The organism is Carnimonas nigrificans ATCC BAA-78 (assembly GCF_000526695.1).
Taxonomy (GTDB): domain Bacteria; phylum Pseudomonadota; class Gammaproteobacteria; order Pseudomonadales; family Halomonadaceae; genus Carnimonas; species Carnimonas nigrificans.
This window is the reverse complement of record NZ_JAGO01000011.1, coordinates 418,432-433,753: the sequence shown is the minus strand read 5'-3', so window position 1 is coordinate 433,753 and position 15,322 is coordinate 418,432. Positions and strand designations below refer to the sequence as shown.

The window sequence follows — 15,322 nt, the reverse complement described above, 5'->3', positions numbered from 1 at the left end:
ACGTAATTGACATGCCGCTCGGTAAGACAGGCATCGCCGCTTTACCGCCACCATTGTATTAAAGATTCGTCTCTATGAAACCACAGTTGCCACCCGCATCACTGCAAGATCACGCGATCCGCTCGCTTGTCGCGGCCCACGCACACGCCAACGACCCGCACTGGCTATGGCTTGAACAGCGTGATGATGCCGCCGTGCGCGACTTCCTGCACGCAGCCAATCTTGCCAGTGATGAGTGTCTGGCCCCCCTTGAGCCTCTTGCCGATGCGCTTTTCGACGAGCTGTTGTCTCGTCAGGAGCTTGCCAGCGAAAGTCTCAAGACGCCACTGGACGCCTTCACCTACTGGACCTCGATTGGGGCCGATGATGACTATCCGGTGTGGAAACGCCACCCTATCGGCACTCCCGATGAGGTAGAAGTGCTGCTCGACATGCAGGCGCTGTCACGCCAGCACGACTATCTCGATGTGGGCGAAATCGCGATCTCCCCTGATGAAGCGCTGCTGGCCTGGACCCTCGACACCCGTGGTGATGAGCGCTACGACCTTTACGTTCAGTCGCTCCCTCACGGCACGCCCCGCTGCATCATCAGCGCCATGGGAGGCGAAGTGGTATGGGCGGAAGACAACCGCACCCTGCTGTTCACCCGCCTTGATGCCAGACAGCGCGCCGATTCAGTGTGGCTATTCGATATTCAGACAAGCAGAGAGACGTTGCTGTTCCGTGAGCCGGACGATGAGTTTTCGGTAGGCGTCGGCAAAACCCGCTCGCGCCAGTGGCTGGTCATCGAGAGCGTGGCGAAGGCGTCGTCGGAAAGCCATCTGCTTGATGCCGCTGCGCCCTACTCCGCCCTGCAATGCGTGAAGGCGCGTCGCCCCGGCGTTGAGTACAGTCTCGACCATCGTCCTGGCGTTTTCTATCTGCTGCATAACGCCGCGCATTCACACTTCCAGCTCGACATAGCGCCAGAGAATGCTCCTTCCGAATGGCAGCACTGGATTGCCCCGCGCGAAGAGACCACGCTGGAAGGCATCGACGCGTTTAGCTGGGGCGTAGTTATCAGCGAGCGCGATCACTATCTCGCCCAGCCGCAGCTACGTCTGGTGGAATGGAGTGGACCGCTCCCCGCCAACCCCACGACACACGCACTGGGGGATTACCATGCCAACGCGGTGCGCGATCAGCGTCTGCCCTTATTCGAAGCGCCTTCCACCGTGGCGCTGGATGACAGCTCTCGCTTCAATACACGCACCCTGTGGCTCGATGAAGAATCCTTTGTTACTCCGCCGCGCTGCGTTGCCTACGATATTGACAGCGGGGAACGCACCTTGCTGAAGCAGCAGCCGCTGTACGGCGATGTACTGCCTGAACAGTTGGTGACCCAGCGTCTTTGGGCCACCGCCAGCGACGGTGAGCGAATTCCGGTCTCTGTAGTGATGCACCGCGATGCGCTGGCGCAGCAGCGCCCCTTGCCTACGCTGCTATATGGCTATGGCGCCTACGGTGATCCCCTCGACCCGTGGTTCTCGATCAGCCGTCTGGCGCTATTAAAGCGCGGTATCGCTTTCGCCGTGGCCCATGTGCGCGGCGGCGGTGAGCGCGGCGAGCCGTGGTATCACGCCGGTAAGCTGGAGCATAAAGAGAACAGCTTCGGCGACTTCCTGAGTGCGCGGGATGCGCTGGTTGAAGCCGGCATCAGCGCCCCCGAGCGCATTCTTGCCTCGGGAGCCAGCGCAGGCGGTTTGTTGGTGGCGGCGTGCCTTAATCGCGCCCCCGAGGCGTTTTGTGGCGCACTTCTCGATGTTCCCTTCGTCGATGTGCTGCGCACCATGCAAAACCCGGAATTACCGCTTACCACCGCTGAGTATCAGGAGTGGGGAAACCCCGCCCAGCCCGACGCCCTAGCCAGAATTTCAGGGTACTCGCCGCTTGATAACCTGAGTGAGCAACGCTACCCCGCGCTCTATATCCAGGGGAGCTGGAACGATTCCCGCGTTCCTTATTGGGAACCCGCCAAGCTCTTTGCTCGCATCAATCAACTGGGCAACGCACGCGGCCCCGTGGTGCTGCGTACCGATCTCGACGCCGGTCACGGTGGTGTCGCTGGACGCTATGCCGCGTGGCGAGACGGAGCGCGTCAGGACGCCTTTGTGGTATGGGCGCTGCTCCATCAACAGCCTTCTTCATAAGTCAGCCAGCCAGCGCCGGTTGCTCGTTAAAAGCCAGCAGAGAGACGAACACGCGGCGCTGGGTCAGAAATGAAAAGGCAGAAATGAAGAGACAGCCTTCTTCGGCACACCTGCCAGTGTGCTGGTACGGGCACGAGAATGGCTCGTCAGTGCAAGTGCGCTACTTCTGGGGGCAGAAGAGCGACATCGACGCCGTACAAAGGCGTTTTCCAAAACGAAAGGGTATTCGAAGCCGCACGATTAGCGGTATCCTTCACCCCGCGCGTTGACGCCCATTCAGGCTGGCAGTCCTATTGCTTTCCGTATAAGGGCATCAAGCGCTATCCAATAATATAGAGAGAGAGGCGTTATACGACGCCGCAGGAGTTATTCCCCCATGTCACACGAAGGTCCCGGACTGGTTGAGCTGCTTACCCTGGAACCGCTGGAAGTGAATCTGTTTCGAGGCCGCAGTCTCGATCTTGGTCTCCCCCAGCTATTTGGCGGTCACGTTCTGGCCCAGGCGCTTACCGCTGCCAATTACAACGTCTCCCGAGAGCGTACCGTTCACTCACTGCACGGCTATTTCCTGCGCCCCGGTGACGCCAGCCATCCGGTGGTTTACGAAGTCGATCAGACCCGTGATGGCGGCAGCATTTCCACCCGCCGCGTTACCGCTATCCAGCACGGCAAACCGATCTTTTTTTGCAGCGCCTCCTACCATGTGCCGGAAGAAGGCTTCGAGCATCAGATTCCCCAGCTTCCTGACAGTATTCCCAGCCCTCAGGAGCTGCTCGATCAGGGGCGTGATACCCGGGTGGAGCGCGTTCCACTGATTCCGCTGGATATTCTGCGCTGGGAACAAACCCCCGAAGAGTCGCATCAATCCATCTGGTTCCGAGTGCGTGGCGATGCGCCTAAAGATCCGGTACTGCACCGCCAGATTCTGGCCTACGCTTCCGATCTTGATTTGCTGGCGACCTCACTGCTTGAGCACCACGCCATTCCCCAGCAGGATGCGCGGGTTGCCACCATTGACCACGCAGTGTGGTTCCATCAGGACCTTGATCTGACCGAGTGGCACTGCTACCGCATGTACAGCCCGTGGGCGAGCGGCGCACGCGGCCTGAGTCGCGGCGAAGTATTCAACCAGCAGGGTGAACTGGTCGCCACTACCATGCAGGAAGGCTTGATCCGCCCGATTCGCAAGTAACGCTGGCATCACCATACACAAGGCCCGCTTCCCCCAAAGGAAGCGGGCCTTGTGCGTGATACCTGCTCATTAAAGCTGTGCGGCCTTACTCGCGCAGGATGGCGATGATGTGGTCGTCATAATCTTCTTCGTCGACCTCGCCCTCTGATACCGCCATGCCACGCACGCTAATGCCCTTTCTGTGCATGCGCTGGGCAGATCCCGCAATCAATGGGTGCCAGCCCGCCAGCCTGCGCCCTTCAGCCAGACGGCGATAGGCACAACTGCCGGGCAGCCAGTTAAATTGAGGCAAATTATCAAGGGTAAGCTGGGTACAGCCCGGCACCTTGTCAAAGCGATTGGGATAGTCGCTGCACTGGCAGCTCTCGGTATCCAGCAATTGACAGGCGACGTTCAATAGTGCTATTTCGCCGCTGTCAGGGTCTTCAATCTTGACCAGGCAGCAGCGCCCGCAGCCGTCGCACAGCGCCTCCCACTCCGCCTTAGAAAGCTCTTCCAGCGCAAAACGCTCCCAGAAACGCTCGCGCAGTGCCCCTGCTTCGGCCATCCTAATAGCGCTCCATTTCAGTACCGCCCCTCGGTGGGCGTTCGATACAGATCGAGCATATAGGCTTCACGCTGTGGGGGAAGTTGCAGGTAAAACCCCTTGTCGCGAATGCCTGCCATCACGGCAGCAGCATCGGCTCGTGCCAGCGGGCGATCAGCGCTCAGCAACACCACCATCACCGGGGATGGCGTACCAAAGTGCACCAGCAGCTCTTCGGGCACTCGGGCAAGATCATCGCTGCGATCCACGTAGAGATAGGTTTCTTCACGCTTTGGGCTTGAGTACACCTGACATATCATGCGCTCACTCATGAGAGCCCCTCCTGTTCTATTACCTGGCGCAGTTCGGCATCCAGCAGCTCAGCGCGCCAGCCGCCCAGCGTCGTTTGAGCGACGGTACCGTCACTGTCAGCCTGAATAAACCGCTCGATATCGCGACGACTTGCCAACACGCCGGCACTCACCCCCAGTGCGTCGGCCCGCGCTTGCACGGCACTCTTTAGTTGCTTCAACAGGTTGCGATAGCGTGGCGTTACCGGTGAAAGCAGGCCCGGCAGAGTCTCGGTGTCGTGACGCGCGGCTTCTACCAATGCCAACAGCGTAGCTCCGTCGCGCTTGATAACCGCAGGACGCAGCTCATCCACTGCTGCCAGCTCAGCCTTGTGGCGCGGCATTTTTTCGGCAATCGCCAGCAATACCCGGTCGGCGGCCAGCCAGTTACGCGGAATATCACGCGCCCGCGCCTGCTGTTCACGCCATTGGCAGAGCCGCTGGTAGGCAGCCAGCGCTACCGGCGACAGCTTCCAGGCATTGCGATTGCGCCGGAAGTAGTCAGCATAGTCATCCTGCTCACGGGCAGCATCAATCAATTGCTGACAGTCGCTTTGCAGCCATTCAAGCCGGCCCAGTGCTTCAAGCTGCTGCCGTTGCTGCTCCCAGATACGCGGCAGATAGAGCACGTCGAGGGCGGCATAGCGACGCTGCCGCTCGCTTAATGGCCGCGCCAGCCAGTCCGAGCGCGTCGCGTCCTTCTCCAGCTCAATATCCAGACGCTCGGCCACCAGACGCTGATAGCCCATCGAGGCGTTATCGGAGCAGAGCGCCTGAGCATGCTGGGTATCAATCAGCGGCTCGGGCAATACGCCCACCCACTGCTGTAGCACTTCCAGATCTTCGCTGCACGCATGAATCAGCTTCAACGGCCCCTCATGACCAAACAGCCGCTGCAATGCAGCAGAGGCATCGAGTGCCAGCGGATCAATCAGCCATACGTACTCGCCGTCGCTCAGCTGCACCAGCGCGGGAATAGCATGAAAGGTTGTCTCGCGGCGGAATTCGGTATCGACGGCCAACACCTTGCACTGCGCCAGTGCATCGCAGCACTCACCAAGCGTCGCGTCATTATCTACCCAAGTAATTGGTAGCGCCTGCATGTCACCCTTCCACACGGTCAAAGGGCGGCTGCCCGCGAATAGCAACAACCGACCCTATCAATAAAAAGGCGCAGTCACTGTGTCGGCTGCGCCATTCGTTCATCAGGTTTGCCCGCGCTACTGCGACGAGTAGGGAAGGCGGCCAGTGAAAGCACGCGCCAGCGTGCCTCCATCGACATATTCAAGCTCTCCGCCCAGCGGCATGCCGTAGGCCAGACGAGAACAGTTGACCCCATAAGGCGTCAGCAGCTCCGAAATATAGTGGGCAGTGGCTTCGCCTTCGACAGTGGGATTGGTGGCAAGCACAATCTCGCTAAAACTGCCCTGGACGATCTGCTGCTCAAGCTGCTCAAGCCCAATCTGGTCAGGCCCGATACCATCAAGGGGCGAAAGGTGCCCGTGAAGCACGAAATAGCGTCCGCGATAGCCCCCTGCCTCTTCGATCGCCAGCAGATCGGCGGGTGATTCGACGATACAGAGCAGCCGATCATCACGACGCGGATCGCTACACTGCGCACAGCATTCATGCTCGGTCAGGTTGCGACAGCGCTGGCAGTAGCCAATGTGCTCCAGCGCCTCGGCAAGCGCGCTGACAATACGCTCTCCGCCGACGCGATCACGCTCCAGCAGATGCAGCGCCATACGCTGCGCACCTTTCGGCCCAACACCGGGTAACGTGCGCAGCGCCTCGGTCAGCTTTTCAAAAAGCGGAGAAAGCGCCATTAGAACGGCATTTTGAAGCCAGCCGGAAGATTCATGCCTTCAGTCGCTTCCGACATTTTCTCTTTGGAATTCACTTCGACCTTGTGGACGGCGTCATTGACAGCGGCAGCCAGCAGATCTTCGAGAAATTCCTTCTCTTCCGTCATCACCGAAGGATCAAGCGAAATGCTCACTACATCGTGACGACCGTTCATGCGTACCTTGACCATGCCAGCACCCGACTGCCCTTCCACTTCCTGCTGGGCAATCTCTTCCTGCACCTGCTGCATTTTTTCCTGCATCTGCTGGGCCTGCTTCATCAGGCCACCCATGCCGCCTTTAAACATGAAAACTCCTTGAGATAAAACGCGTGCTCCACCGCGCACCACATGCCGATGAAGTCGCTACTGTTTGTTCGGATGTAAAGCCCGCCCCACTGCACTGGCAGTGATCTATCCAGCGGACGGATCAGATTCGAGCGAGGTGACGCTCTCATTCAGCAACTGTGCGCCGAACTGATCCCTGAGCATCTGGATATGAGGGTCATTGTGCAGCGCTTCAACTGCTCGTGCTCGCCGTTCCTGCTGCAAGCGCTGACGCCTCAGGTGCGGCGTTTCGATATTAGGCGGAATTTCCCCTTCCACAATGGAAACCCTGCGCGACGCGCCCAATCGCGCAAGCTCGCTCTCCAGCCGTCGCGCGTGGATTTCAGCATTCATGGCCGCCTGCGACGGGGCAAGGCGCAGCTCAAGATGCTGCTGCTCATCGCGCTCTACCGCACAGTTGGCAATTAGGTTGCCGGTGATGCCGCCAAGACGGATATGCGGAAATGCTTCCAGCCACAGGGCCTGGTCGATCACCGCTCCTTCAGCGAAGCGGTAGCTCGACGCGGCATCATCCTCTGGTGCAGCATCGCTGTTTATCGCTGGCGCGGCATTATCACCGGAGTCATCATCCAGCGCTTGAGAGAAGGCTTCATTTAAATCGTTGGAAGGCTCTAGCGCTGCATATTCTGCATAACTATCGTCTTCATCATCGACCTCGCTGTCATCATAGGAAAGCCCCTGCCCCTGGGGAGCTGACTGTGGGGACGCCTCTGCTGACGGTGCCGGTGGCTGATAATCTACCGAAGCCTGCTCTCGCGGCTGTGCCGGCGACTCAGCCTGAACGGATGGCTCAGGGGCGGCTACCGAGGGGGCTGGAGTGCTACTGGTCGCTGCCACGGACGACTCGCTGGCCGACTGCTCCCAGGGGGGAGGCTCAACGGCAGGCGCGCTGGTAGCTACCGGAGCGGCTTCAGAACGAGAAGCCTGTGCAGCGCCAGCAGCAGCCTGATGATTATTCACATCAGCGCGTGGCGGCACATTAGGCGCTGCCGTGTTGGGCTGCGCTGTTGAAGAGGCAGCAGCAGACGAGTGAGCCGCAGGCGCTGCCGTTTCCGCTGAACTGGCAGGAGAATGCTGGTGCGCAGGTTCGGCAGTTATGCCTGCCGGCGCGGGGTCATCGCTATCCTGATTGCTGCGATCACTTGCCTGATGGGGGGCTGCATCCCGCTCACTGCTACCGCGCAGTGGCAGTGCCACTTCCGGCGGGCGAGGAATCCCCTGCGGGCGGAAGGCGAGCATTCTTAACAGCGTCATCTCAAGCGCGGCTCGCGGCTCGGGGGCATTGACCATCTCGGTACGTCCGCCCAGCGCAATCTGGTAGTAGAGCTGCACATCCTCGGCAGTGAACTGCTGCGCCAGCGCCAGCACGCTGTCGCGATCACCAAAGCCGTTATCAGGCGCGTTAGGCACCATTTGCGCTACGGCCAGCCGATGGAAGAGCGCCGCCAGCTCATCAAGAACAGCGGAAAAGTCGGGCGCCTGTTCCGCCAGACGCGCAATCTCCTTCAGCACCACCGCGGCATCGAGCTGGGCGATCGCCTCGGCCAGCCCCACGATATAGCGGTGATCCAGAGTACCCAGCATCGCTCTGACATCGTTCTCGCTGATATTGCCCTGCCCGAACGAAATCGCCTGATCGGTCAGCGACAGCGCATCGCGCATCGAGCCATCAGCCGCACGCCCCAATAGCCACAGTGCCTGTTCATCGAAAGAGACACCTTCCATGCCAAGAATATGAGTGAGATGGCTCACCACCTGCTCGGGCGGCATCGCTTTCAAGGCAAATTGCAGACAACGGGACAGCACCGTAACAGGCAGGCGCTGCGGGTCGGTGGTCGCCAACAGAAACTTGACGTGGGGAGGCGGCTCTTCGAGCGTTTTTAAAAGCGCATTGAAGCTATGCGACGACAGCATATGCACTTCGTCAATCAGATAGACCTTGAAGCGCCCCTGGGTGGGCGCGTACTGAACGTTATCAAGTAGCTCACGGGTATCTTCTACCTTGGTGCGTGAAGCGGCATCTACCTCAATCAGATCAACGAAGCGGTTCTCGTCGATGGCCTTGCAGGTATCGCACGCACCGCACGGCATCGAGCTGACACCCTGCTCGCAGTTCAGGCACTTGGCAAAAATACGCGCAATGGTGGTCTTGCCCACCCCGCGAGTACCGGTAAACAAATACGCATGGTGCAAACGTCCCTGATCGAGGGCGTTGACCAAGGCTCTGGAGACGTGATCCTGGCCTACCAGCTCGTGGAACGTGCGGGGCCGCCACTTGCGGGCCAATACCTGATAGCTCATGAAGGGGTTACGAATCCTTGACCGCTGAAATCGAAGCTCGCGCTATGGCGAAGTGCCCATATAGTAGCGCGTTAGGCACTGCCTGCGCGAACCCGATATTGCCGCAGCAGCACATAGAGAGAATACGAGGCAAAGCGATCTGCGTGAATGGCCACGTTCATGCGCCACTAAGCAACATGCAGCCGGAAAGACACGAGAAAAAAAGAGGAGAAATACAGGGAGATGACAGGGGAAGGATAAAGAGGAGAGCAATAAAGCACTGCTCTAAAATGGAGGCGGCCCCTGCCAGCCACATCCCGGCACACGGCTCCATCGCTACCGTTGCTCCCTTCCGGGCCTGGCGGGGTTTGCGATTTCGCGTTGCGGGAGGACCGACAAGGGCCACCATAACCTGAGACAAGCCTTTTAAATCATCGCCTTGGATGACGTTGCCACTCAGTAGGTGCAGCATGGTAGCAAGTGAATGGCCGCACAGCAAGCAGCGATCGCGCGAAGTTTCATCATCTCGCTAACCGTGCCTTCACCTGCGCTAACACCGCCCCTCACATGAAGCTGACGGCTTGGGTATAATTAGCCCCCTTCAGGCAGCTCAGCGCTACTCTATCCCCCTCTTTTCCATCTTCACCGCGGGAGCGGACATGTCCGATCTTTCAACCAGTTCCCCCCTTGTGCGCGTCGATCAGCTCCTGGTCGAGCAGGGCCAGGCACGTTCGCGTACCCGCGCCCAGCGTCTGATCAAGCATGGCCGTGTACGGCTTGTTGAAGAAGGTGTTCATCGCCAGATCGACAAACCCAGTGAAAAACTGCCAGCCGACAGCCACTTTGATATCGAAGACGATCCTGAAGAGCGCTATGTCTCGCGCGCGGGTCTCAAACTTGAAGGGCTATTGCTCAGTCAGAAGGTGCGCTTCGATCATCAGACACTGCTGGATATCGGCCAATCCACCGGCGGCTTCAGCGACTGTGCCCTCACCTTTGGTGCTGCGCGAGTAGTAGGCGTTGAAGTGGGCCATGGCCAGTTGGACCAGCGGCTGGCCGACAATGATCGAGTGGTGTGTCTTGAAGGAATCAATGCCCGCGAACTACCGGATACGCAGCTCATGCAGTGGGCACCACAGGGGTTTGATGGCGCCCTCATGGATGTGTCGTTTATTTCTCAAACACTGATTCTGCCGGAGCTGGCCAGGCTACTGCCTGCTGGTGCCACGCTTTTCAGCCTGGTCAAGCCGCAATTCGAACTGAGCCGTGACGACATTGATCAGCGTGGATTGGTACGTGATCAAGCCGCGCACAGGAAAGTCGAGGATAAAATCCGTCAGGCGCTGAAGGATAATGGGTTTGAGCTTGTGACGTGGCAGCCCAGTGTGATTACGGGCGGTGATGGCAATCAGGAGTGGATGATGATGGCGGTGAAACGCTAGGCGTTATTGTCTGCCATTGCTACTTTTGCCACTTGTGCCGGTGCCATAGGGCAGCGCACTGCCCTACTCTCCTTCAAAGGGACTTCAGGGGTGAAGCGCCCCACTGCCGTGACAATCGCACTGGCTGGCGTGATCCACCCCCTCCACCTGCAGGGTGGCGTGACCAATGCCAAAGCGTTGCAGAAGCGTTTGAGCGGCGGTGTGCAGCACCGCGTCACGCACCGCCTCGCTGGTGACCGTCAAGTGCGCGCTCAGCATGACTTCCTTCTCGGTAAGTCCCCACAGATGCAGATCGTGAACCCCCTGCACGTCCTCCAACCGCTCAAGCGCTCCACGCACTTCTTCTGAGTCGATATTTTCCGGCGTGCCTTCCAGCAGCAGATGACTGGCACTTTTCAATATTCTCACCGCCCCCCGCAGTATCAACAGACACGCCAGCAGCGACAGTAGCGGATCGGCAGCAGTAAAGCCGGTCACCATAATGATAATGGCAGCCGCAATGGCGGCTACCGAGCCAAGCAGATCTCCCATTACATGCAGAGCTGCACCACGCATATTGAGATTGTGCTTATCGCCGCCTTCCAGAATCCAGAATGACAAGGCGTTCACGCACAAACCGATGATTGCAACAATCAGCATCGAGTGGGCGGCCACCTCCTCGGGGTAGATCACGCGCTTGAGCGCTTCAAAGGCAATCGCCAGCGACAGCAGCACCAGCACCAGTCCATTGCTGAAGGCTGCCAGCACCTGCATACGCTGATAGCCGTAGCTGCGCTTGGCGTCGGGCGGCCGTCTGCCCAGCCGGAAGGCGGCCAGCGCCAGCCCCAGCGAAAAGGCATCGCTCAGCATATGAATGCCATCCGACACCAGCGCCAGCGAATTGGCCATCAAACCAACGATAATCTCGACTGCCATGAAGATGGCTGTAATCGCCAGCGCCAGCATGACCCGGTGCTCGCTGTCCTTGGTGACATCATGCACATGGCCGTGATGGTGGCTGTGCCCTGCATGACTGTGACCATGGTGGTCATGTGTATGGTGATCGTGCCCGCCATGACGGTGAGCATGTTCGCCATCACCGGGCTTTTGATCGAACGAATTTGACACCACCCCACTCCTTTTACAGCATCCAGACCATCGGGCTGCGGCGCTCTGTGCCCCGCTACCAGCAGCCCAATAGTGGGCCATTGATACCGCTAAGCCTGCGTTTCACTCGATTGACGTGTACGATAGACCCATTCAACAGGCTGTAACCACTTTAGGGTCAAGCTCCTTCAATTCATCAAGGCTTCAGGGAACACGTCATGGCAGGCTGCCTGGTTCACTCATCGCTGCGCATAGGCGAGCTTGCCGAACATGCAGGCTGTGCCGTTGAAACCATCCGCTATTACGAGCGGATAGGTCTGCTGCCCGAAGCCAGGCGCAGCGCTGCCAACTATCGCCTTTACTCCTCCGTGCATGCGGAGCAGCTCTGCTTTATTCGGCGCTGCCGCTCGCTGGATATGTCCCTTGATGAAATCAGCACCCTGCTCGCCTTGCGCAGTAGCAGCAATCGCCACTGCCAGGAGATCGAGCAGGTGGTCAGCAACCACCTTAGCCATGTTCAGGCCCGCATTGAAGAGCTTGAAATGCTGCGCGATCAGCTCACGGAACTTCATGCCTGTTGCGGAACTGAACAAGAGGGTGAATCATGCGCCATACTGACACGGCTGGAACGACATAGTACCGACCAGCCATCTTCTTCCACCGAGGCTTCATCCAGCACAGCTCATATTGACGGTGCGCACTAGGCTTTTCATGAACGAATACCGACGCCATCGCTATCAGCGCATACCGCCAGCCACGGGGGCAGAATCTGCTCGCGTGGCGTTTTCTGCCGAAAGCGCGCTCAAAAGAGGCTCCTACCCGCTATTGGCGCTTTTGATCTGTGCCAGCACGGGGCCGATGAAGTACGCGATGGCTGACGACAGCACCGCTTCCTCTTCAGAATCTTCAGAACAGAGCCAGCCTCTCTCGGAGCAGGCTCTGGAGCGCGCGATGCAGTTGGAAGCCGAGTCAAATGCCAATCCGCTGGCGATTTCGACCTACCGCCTCAACTATGTGCTGCCAATCGCTCATGACACCAAAAAGCCGCGTATGGGCGACTATCGCGCGGCGGGCAATCATCATCCTGAGCACACTGAAATAAAGTATCAGATCAGCCTGAAGGTCAATCTCGCTAACAACCTGTTTCATGACAACGGCGATCTCTTTTTGGGCTATACCCAGTTTTCGCTGTGGCAAGCGTATAACGCACGCGACTCCGCCCCTTTCCGCGAAACCAACTATGAGCCGGAGCTGTTTCTGCGCTTCACCAACCATCAGAAATTCTGGGGCTGGAACAATACCCTCAACCAGATTGGCCTGATTCACCAGTCCAACGGACGCGGGGGTGAAGAAAAGGACGATGCGGATTCCGCTTCCAGAAGCTGGAACCGCCTCTATGCAGAAGCCATTTTCCAGCGCGGCAAATGGACACTGTCGCTCATGCCGTGGTGGCGTATTCCTGATTCCAAGAAACACGACGAAAACCGCGACATCGAAAAGTACATGGGCTACGGCCAGGTAACAGCGCTCTATACCACCGCCAATAACCATGAGATTTCGCTGGCAGCCAAAGGCAACCCTGTGCATGGCAATTACGGGGCGGAGCTTGACTACACCTTTCCGCTCACCGAACGCCTGCGCGGGATGGTGCAGTACTATCACGGCTATGGCGAAAGCATGATTGATTATGATCGCAAGGTGAATCGCTTCGGGCTGGGGGTCAGCTTCAACCCCTATCTGCCCAGCGGGGCCGAAGCACCGCGTCTTGGCCCCATCGGTTCAGGGTACGATGAGATATCCCAGAGCGACGCCATCGCTGCCGCTGCTCCTGCGAATGGCCGTCACCTTAGCCAGATTGAACGCATTCGCGCAGCACGCAGCTACTTCGAAGCACGCGCCAATGAAAACCCGCTTTCGTTGACGACCTATCATCGCAACTACGTCCTGCCTATCGCTTCCAATACGGATTCGGTGGATAACAACGATTTTGCGGTGGTATCGCCCAACAGCCACCCCAACCACAATGAAGTGAAGTTCCAGCTCAGTATTAAAGGGCGGCTGTTCCACAACATATGGCAGGACAATGGCGACGTTTATGTCGCCTATACGCAGAAGTCGTGGTGGCAAGCCTACAATTCCAAAGCCTCATCCCCCTTCCGGGAAACCAACTACGAGCCTGAGCTGTTTGTCGATTTCACCAACAGCGATAGTTGGCTGGGCTGGACCAATATCACCAACCGCTTTGGCTTTGTGCATCAGTCCAATGGCCGCTCCGACCCCATTTCACGTAGCTGGAATCGCCTTTACGCGGAGATGATTCTGGTCAATGGCCCGCTTCAGGCCAGCATCAAGCCGTGGTGGCGTATTCCTGAGTCGAACCACAGCGACGATAATCCGGATATTGATAACTATCTCGGTTACGGTCAGATGTCACTCACCTACACCCATGGCAGGCAGGAATTCTCCTATGCCGTGACCGGCAACCCCGGCAAGGGTCATTTTGGTCATCAGTTTGAATACAGCTTCCCGCTTTGGCACAGCATCAATGGCTTCCTGCAATATTACAATGGCTATGGCGAGAGCCTGATCGACTACAACCGGCGGGTTAACCGTATCGGTGTGGGCGTCAGCTTCAACAACATCGGTCTTGGTGACTAAACGTTACCTCTCGCTGACACCCACGCTGACACCCACGCTTCAAGTGCCTGCTGGCTGCCTCCGCGATGCCCGCTTCCCCTTGAGTACGGGCATTGTGCAGCGCGTGCCAGCGAAGGCCGTCCTTTCTGCCGCCTCATGCTTTCCTTCCGATAGCCATGGATAAGTGGCTGCAAATCGCGAAGCAAGCAGCATTCGCTCCGACATTGTGTTGAACATTCACCTTTTTTTTCCTACTCTCTAGGTTCCTAACACTTGTCTTTGGAGGACAGGAAACATGGCTTCTAGAAAGGATTTTGAAGACGTAAAGCAGCAGGGCGAACGCTCTCGCCGTCAGCTTGAGCACGACCTGCGCGAGCTGTCTGATACGGTTGAAAAGTTTCTGAAGTCCAGCGCCGAAGACTCCAGCGAACAGCTTGATGAGCTTCGTGCCGAAGCGGGTTCGCGCCTGGAAAACGCCAAGGCACGCCTGGCCAGCTACAGCGAGGAATTCAAGACCCGCGTACATGATGGCAAGGAGTACCTTCACGAGCATGGCCGCGATGCCTTCGAGTGCGCTGACCACTATGTGCACGAAAACCCATGGCGCAGCATCGGCATTGCAGCGGCAGTAGGCACGGTCTTCGGATTGCTGGCAGGACGCCGCTAATGCCACAGCGCTCTGGTCCTGCCGCATCAGTGCTGGGTAGCGCACGCAAGCTCTTCACGTCGATGTTGAGCGCTGGCGAAACGCGCCTAAAACTGGTGATTATCGAGCTTCAGGAAGAGCGCAATCGCTTCTTCTCGCTGCTTATCACGGCGATGGTCGCGCTGCTGATGGCTGCATTCGGTATTGGCATGCTGGTGCTATGGGTGGTGGTGTACTTCTGGGATACCCACCGCCTGCTGGCGATAGGTTCGGCAGCCGGTATCCTGCTGGTGCTGGCCATCATTCTTGGCCTGCGCGTCAAGTATATCGCTAGCCGTCCCACGCTATTGCGTTCGACGCTGGAACACCTGGGCGAAGATCGCGAGCAGCTTGAAGAGCGCGTTGAGGAATATTCAACCAGCCGGCGACTGAGAAAGGAGAGTGACTAATGGCAAAATCCTCTTCCTTGCAGAGCAGGCGTCGCGGACTGGAGGGGCGCATTGCCAGCGAGCGGCGTGCGGTGCAACAGGCGGCGGATCAATGGCTGACCGCTACCGCTTCTTTCGACCGCAAGGTGGAAAAACTGTCAGCACTGAAGGTACCCGCTGCACTGGTGGGTGGTCTGATAACGCTTAGGCTGGTTAGAAAGCCTGGCAAACTGATTACACTGGCACGTAAAGGCATTGGGCTTTATACCCTGACCCGCGGCGTGCGCAAGATGATTAGTCAGGCACGCTAACCCCTCCCCGACCACCTCGGCCATCACTGGGCCGAGGTTTTATT

At 58.3% G+C, this 15,322-nt stretch carries 15 protein-coding genes and 1 other RNA gene; 8 read left to right on the top strand and 8 right to left on the bottom strand.

Annotated elements, in window-relative coordinates:
• Positions 1-74 precede the first annotated feature (74 nt).
• Positions 75-2,189 (top strand): S9 family peptidase, encoded by a 2,115-nt coding sequence (locus L881_RS0105675; RefSeq protein ID WP_025732739.1) that lies wholly within the window; start codon positions 75-77, stop codon positions 2,187-2,189.
• Positions 2,190-2,565: 376 nt separating this feature from the next.
• Complete coding sequence (locus L881_RS0105670; RefSeq protein WP_025732738.1) at positions 2,566-3,381, top strand: acyl-CoA thioesterase; 816 nt, start codon at positions 2,566-2,568, stop codon at positions 3,379-3,381.
• A gap of 85 nt (positions 3,382-3,466) precedes the next feature.
• Here L881_RS0105670 and L881_RS0105665 read toward each other — a convergent pair whose 3' ends face one another.
• The 7 genes from L881_RS0105665 to ffs all read right to left on the bottom strand — a co-directional run bounded on the left by L881_RS0105665 (position 3,467) and on the right by ffs (position 9,126).
• On the bottom strand, positions 3,467-3,928 hold the full coding sequence (locus L881_RS0105665) for a YcgN family cysteine cluster protein (RefSeq protein WP_034578659.1): 462 nt from the start codon (positions 3,926-3,928) through the stop codon (positions 3,467-3,469).
• Positions 3,929-3,945: 17 nt separating this feature from the next.
• Positions 3,946-4,239, bottom strand: coding sequence for a YcgL domain-containing protein (locus L881_RS0105660; protein WP_025732736.1), 294 nt, complete (start codon positions 4,237-4,239; stop codon positions 3,946-3,948).
• Positions 4,236-5,360, bottom strand: coding sequence for a ribonuclease D (rnd, locus tag L881_RS0105655; protein WP_025732735.1), 1,125 nt, complete (start codon positions 5,358-5,360; stop codon positions 4,236-4,238). The genes L881_RS0105660 and rnd overlap by 4 nt, the downstream gene beginning before the upstream one ends.
• A gap of 117 nt (positions 5,361-5,477) precedes the next feature.
• The gene (gene recR / locus L881_RS0105650; RefSeq protein WP_025732734.1) at positions 5,478-6,083 is read right to left on the bottom strand and encodes a recombination mediator RecR; all 606 of its coding nucleotides are present in this window, start codon (positions 6,081-6,083) and stop codon (positions 5,478-5,480) included.
• Positions 6,083-6,409, bottom strand: a complete 327-nt coding sequence (locus tag L881_RS0105645) for a YbaB/EbfC family nucleoid-associated protein (RefSeq protein ID WP_025732733.1) — start codon at positions 6,407-6,409, stop codon at positions 6,083-6,085. The genes recR and L881_RS0105645 overlap by 1 nt, the downstream gene beginning before the upstream one ends.
• Before the next feature lie 105 nt (positions 6,410-6,514).
• Positions 6,515-8,749, bottom strand: coding sequence for a DNA polymerase III subunit gamma/tau (dnaX, locus tag L881_RS0105640; protein ID WP_025732732.1), 2,235 nt, complete (start codon positions 8,747-8,749; stop codon positions 6,515-6,517).
• A gap of 280 nt (positions 8,750-9,029) precedes the next feature.
• Positions 9,030-9,126, bottom strand: an RNA gene (gene ffs, locus L881_RS13555) — signal recognition particle sRNA small type.
• Between the two features lie 261 nt (positions 9,127-9,387).
• On the opposite strand from ffs, the gene L881_RS0105635 reads away from it, so the two are divergent.
• A complete protein-coding gene (locus L881_RS0105635) occupies positions 9,388-10,170 on the top strand; it encodes a TlyA family RNA methyltransferase (protein ID WP_025732730.1) in 783 nt (260 codons plus the stop codon).
• Positions 10,171-10,254: 84 nt separating this feature from the next.
• Here the strand turns inward: L881_RS0105635 and L881_RS0105630 are convergent, their stop codons facing one another.
• Entirely contained in the window at positions 10,255-11,277 is a 1,023-nt protein-coding gene (locus L881_RS0105630; protein ID WP_025732729.1) for a cation diffusion facilitator family transporter, read from the bottom strand.
• 197 nt (positions 11,278-11,474) lie between these two features.
• Between L881_RS0105630 and cadR the strand changes: the two genes are divergently transcribed.
• From cadR to L881_RS0105605, 5 genes are all read left to right on the top strand, one after another.
• Positions 11,475-11,960, top strand: coding sequence for a Cd(II)/Pb(II)-responsive transcriptional regulator (gene cadR / locus L881_RS0105625; RefSeq protein WP_211238894.1), 486 nt, complete (start codon positions 11,475-11,477; stop codon positions 11,958-11,960).
• Between the two features lie 7 nt (positions 11,961-11,967).
• On the top strand, positions 11,968-13,914 hold the full coding sequence (locus tag L881_RS13380) for a phospholipase A (protein ID WP_025732727.1): 1,947 nt from the start codon (positions 11,968-11,970) through the stop codon (positions 13,912-13,914).
• A 274-nt stretch (positions 13,915-14,188) separates the two neighbouring features.
• A complete protein-coding gene (locus L881_RS0105615; RefSeq protein WP_025732726.1) occupies positions 14,189-14,560 on the top strand; it encodes an ElaB/YgaM/YqjD family protein in 372 nt (123 codons plus the stop codon).
• Positions 14,560-14,988: a phage holin family protein gene (locus tag L881_RS0105610; RefSeq protein ID WP_025732725.1), complete on the top strand. Its 429-nt coding sequence runs from the start codon at positions 14,560-14,562 to the stop codon at positions 14,986-14,988. Before L881_RS0105615 ends, L881_RS0105610 begins: the two co-directional genes overlap by 1 nt.
• Entirely contained in the window at positions 14,988-15,278 is a 291-nt protein-coding gene (locus L881_RS0105605) for a YqjK family protein (RefSeq protein WP_025732724.1), read from the top strand. Before L881_RS0105610 ends, L881_RS0105605 begins: the two co-directional genes overlap by 1 nt.
• The last annotated feature ends 44 nt before the right edge of the window (positions 15,279-15,322 follow it).

Coding starts and splice junctions, on each gene's coding strand:
- L881_RS0105675 (WP_025732739.1), top strand. CDS start 75: ATGAAACCACAGTTGCCACCCGCATCACTGCAAGATCACGCGATCCGC.
- L881_RS0105670 (WP_025732738.1), top strand. CDS start 2,566: ATGTCACACGAAGGTCCCGGACTGGTTGAGCTGCTTACCCTGGAACCG.
- L881_RS0105665 (WP_034578659.1), bottom strand. CDS start 3,928: ATGGCCGAAGCAGGGGCACTGCGCGAGCGTTTCTGGGAGCGTTTTGCG.
- L881_RS0105660 (WP_025732736.1), bottom strand. CDS start 4,239: ATGAGTGAGCGCATGATATGTCAGGTGTACTCAAGCCCAAAGCGTGAA.
- rnd (WP_025732735.1), bottom strand. CDS start 5,360: ATGCAGGCGCTACCAATTACTTGGGTAGATAATGACGCGACGCTTGGT.
- recR (WP_025732734.1), bottom strand. CDS start 6,083: ATGGCGCTTTCTCCGCTTTTTGAAAAGCTGACCGAGGCGCTGCGCACG.
- L881_RS0105645 (WP_025732733.1), bottom strand. CDS start 6,409: ATGTTTAAAGGCGGCATGGGTGGCCTGATGAAGCAGGCCCAGCAGATG.
- dnaX (WP_025732732.1), bottom strand. CDS start 8,749: ATGAGCTATCAGGTATTGGCCCGCAAGTGGCGGCCCCGCACGTTCCAC.
- L881_RS0105635 (WP_025732730.1), top strand. CDS start 9,388: ATGTCCGATCTTTCAACCAGTTCCCCCCTTGTGCGCGTCGATCAGCTC.
- cadR (WP_211238894.1), top strand. CDS start 11,475: ATGGCAGGCTGCCTGGTTCACTCATCGCTGCGCATAGGCGAGCTTGCC.
- L881_RS13380 (WP_025732727.1), top strand. CDS start 11,968: ATGAACGAATACCGACGCCATCGCTATCAGCGCATACCGCCAGCCACG.
- L881_RS0105615 (WP_025732726.1), top strand. CDS start 14,189: ATGGCTTCTAGAAAGGATTTTGAAGACGTAAAGCAGCAGGGCGAACGC.
- L881_RS0105610 (WP_025732725.1), top strand. CDS start 14,560: ATGCCACAGCGCTCTGGTCCTGCCGCATCAGTGCTGGGTAGCGCACGC.
- L881_RS0105605 (WP_025732724.1), top strand. CDS start 14,988: ATGGCAAAATCCTCTTCCTTGCAGAGCAGGCGTCGCGGACTGGAGGGG.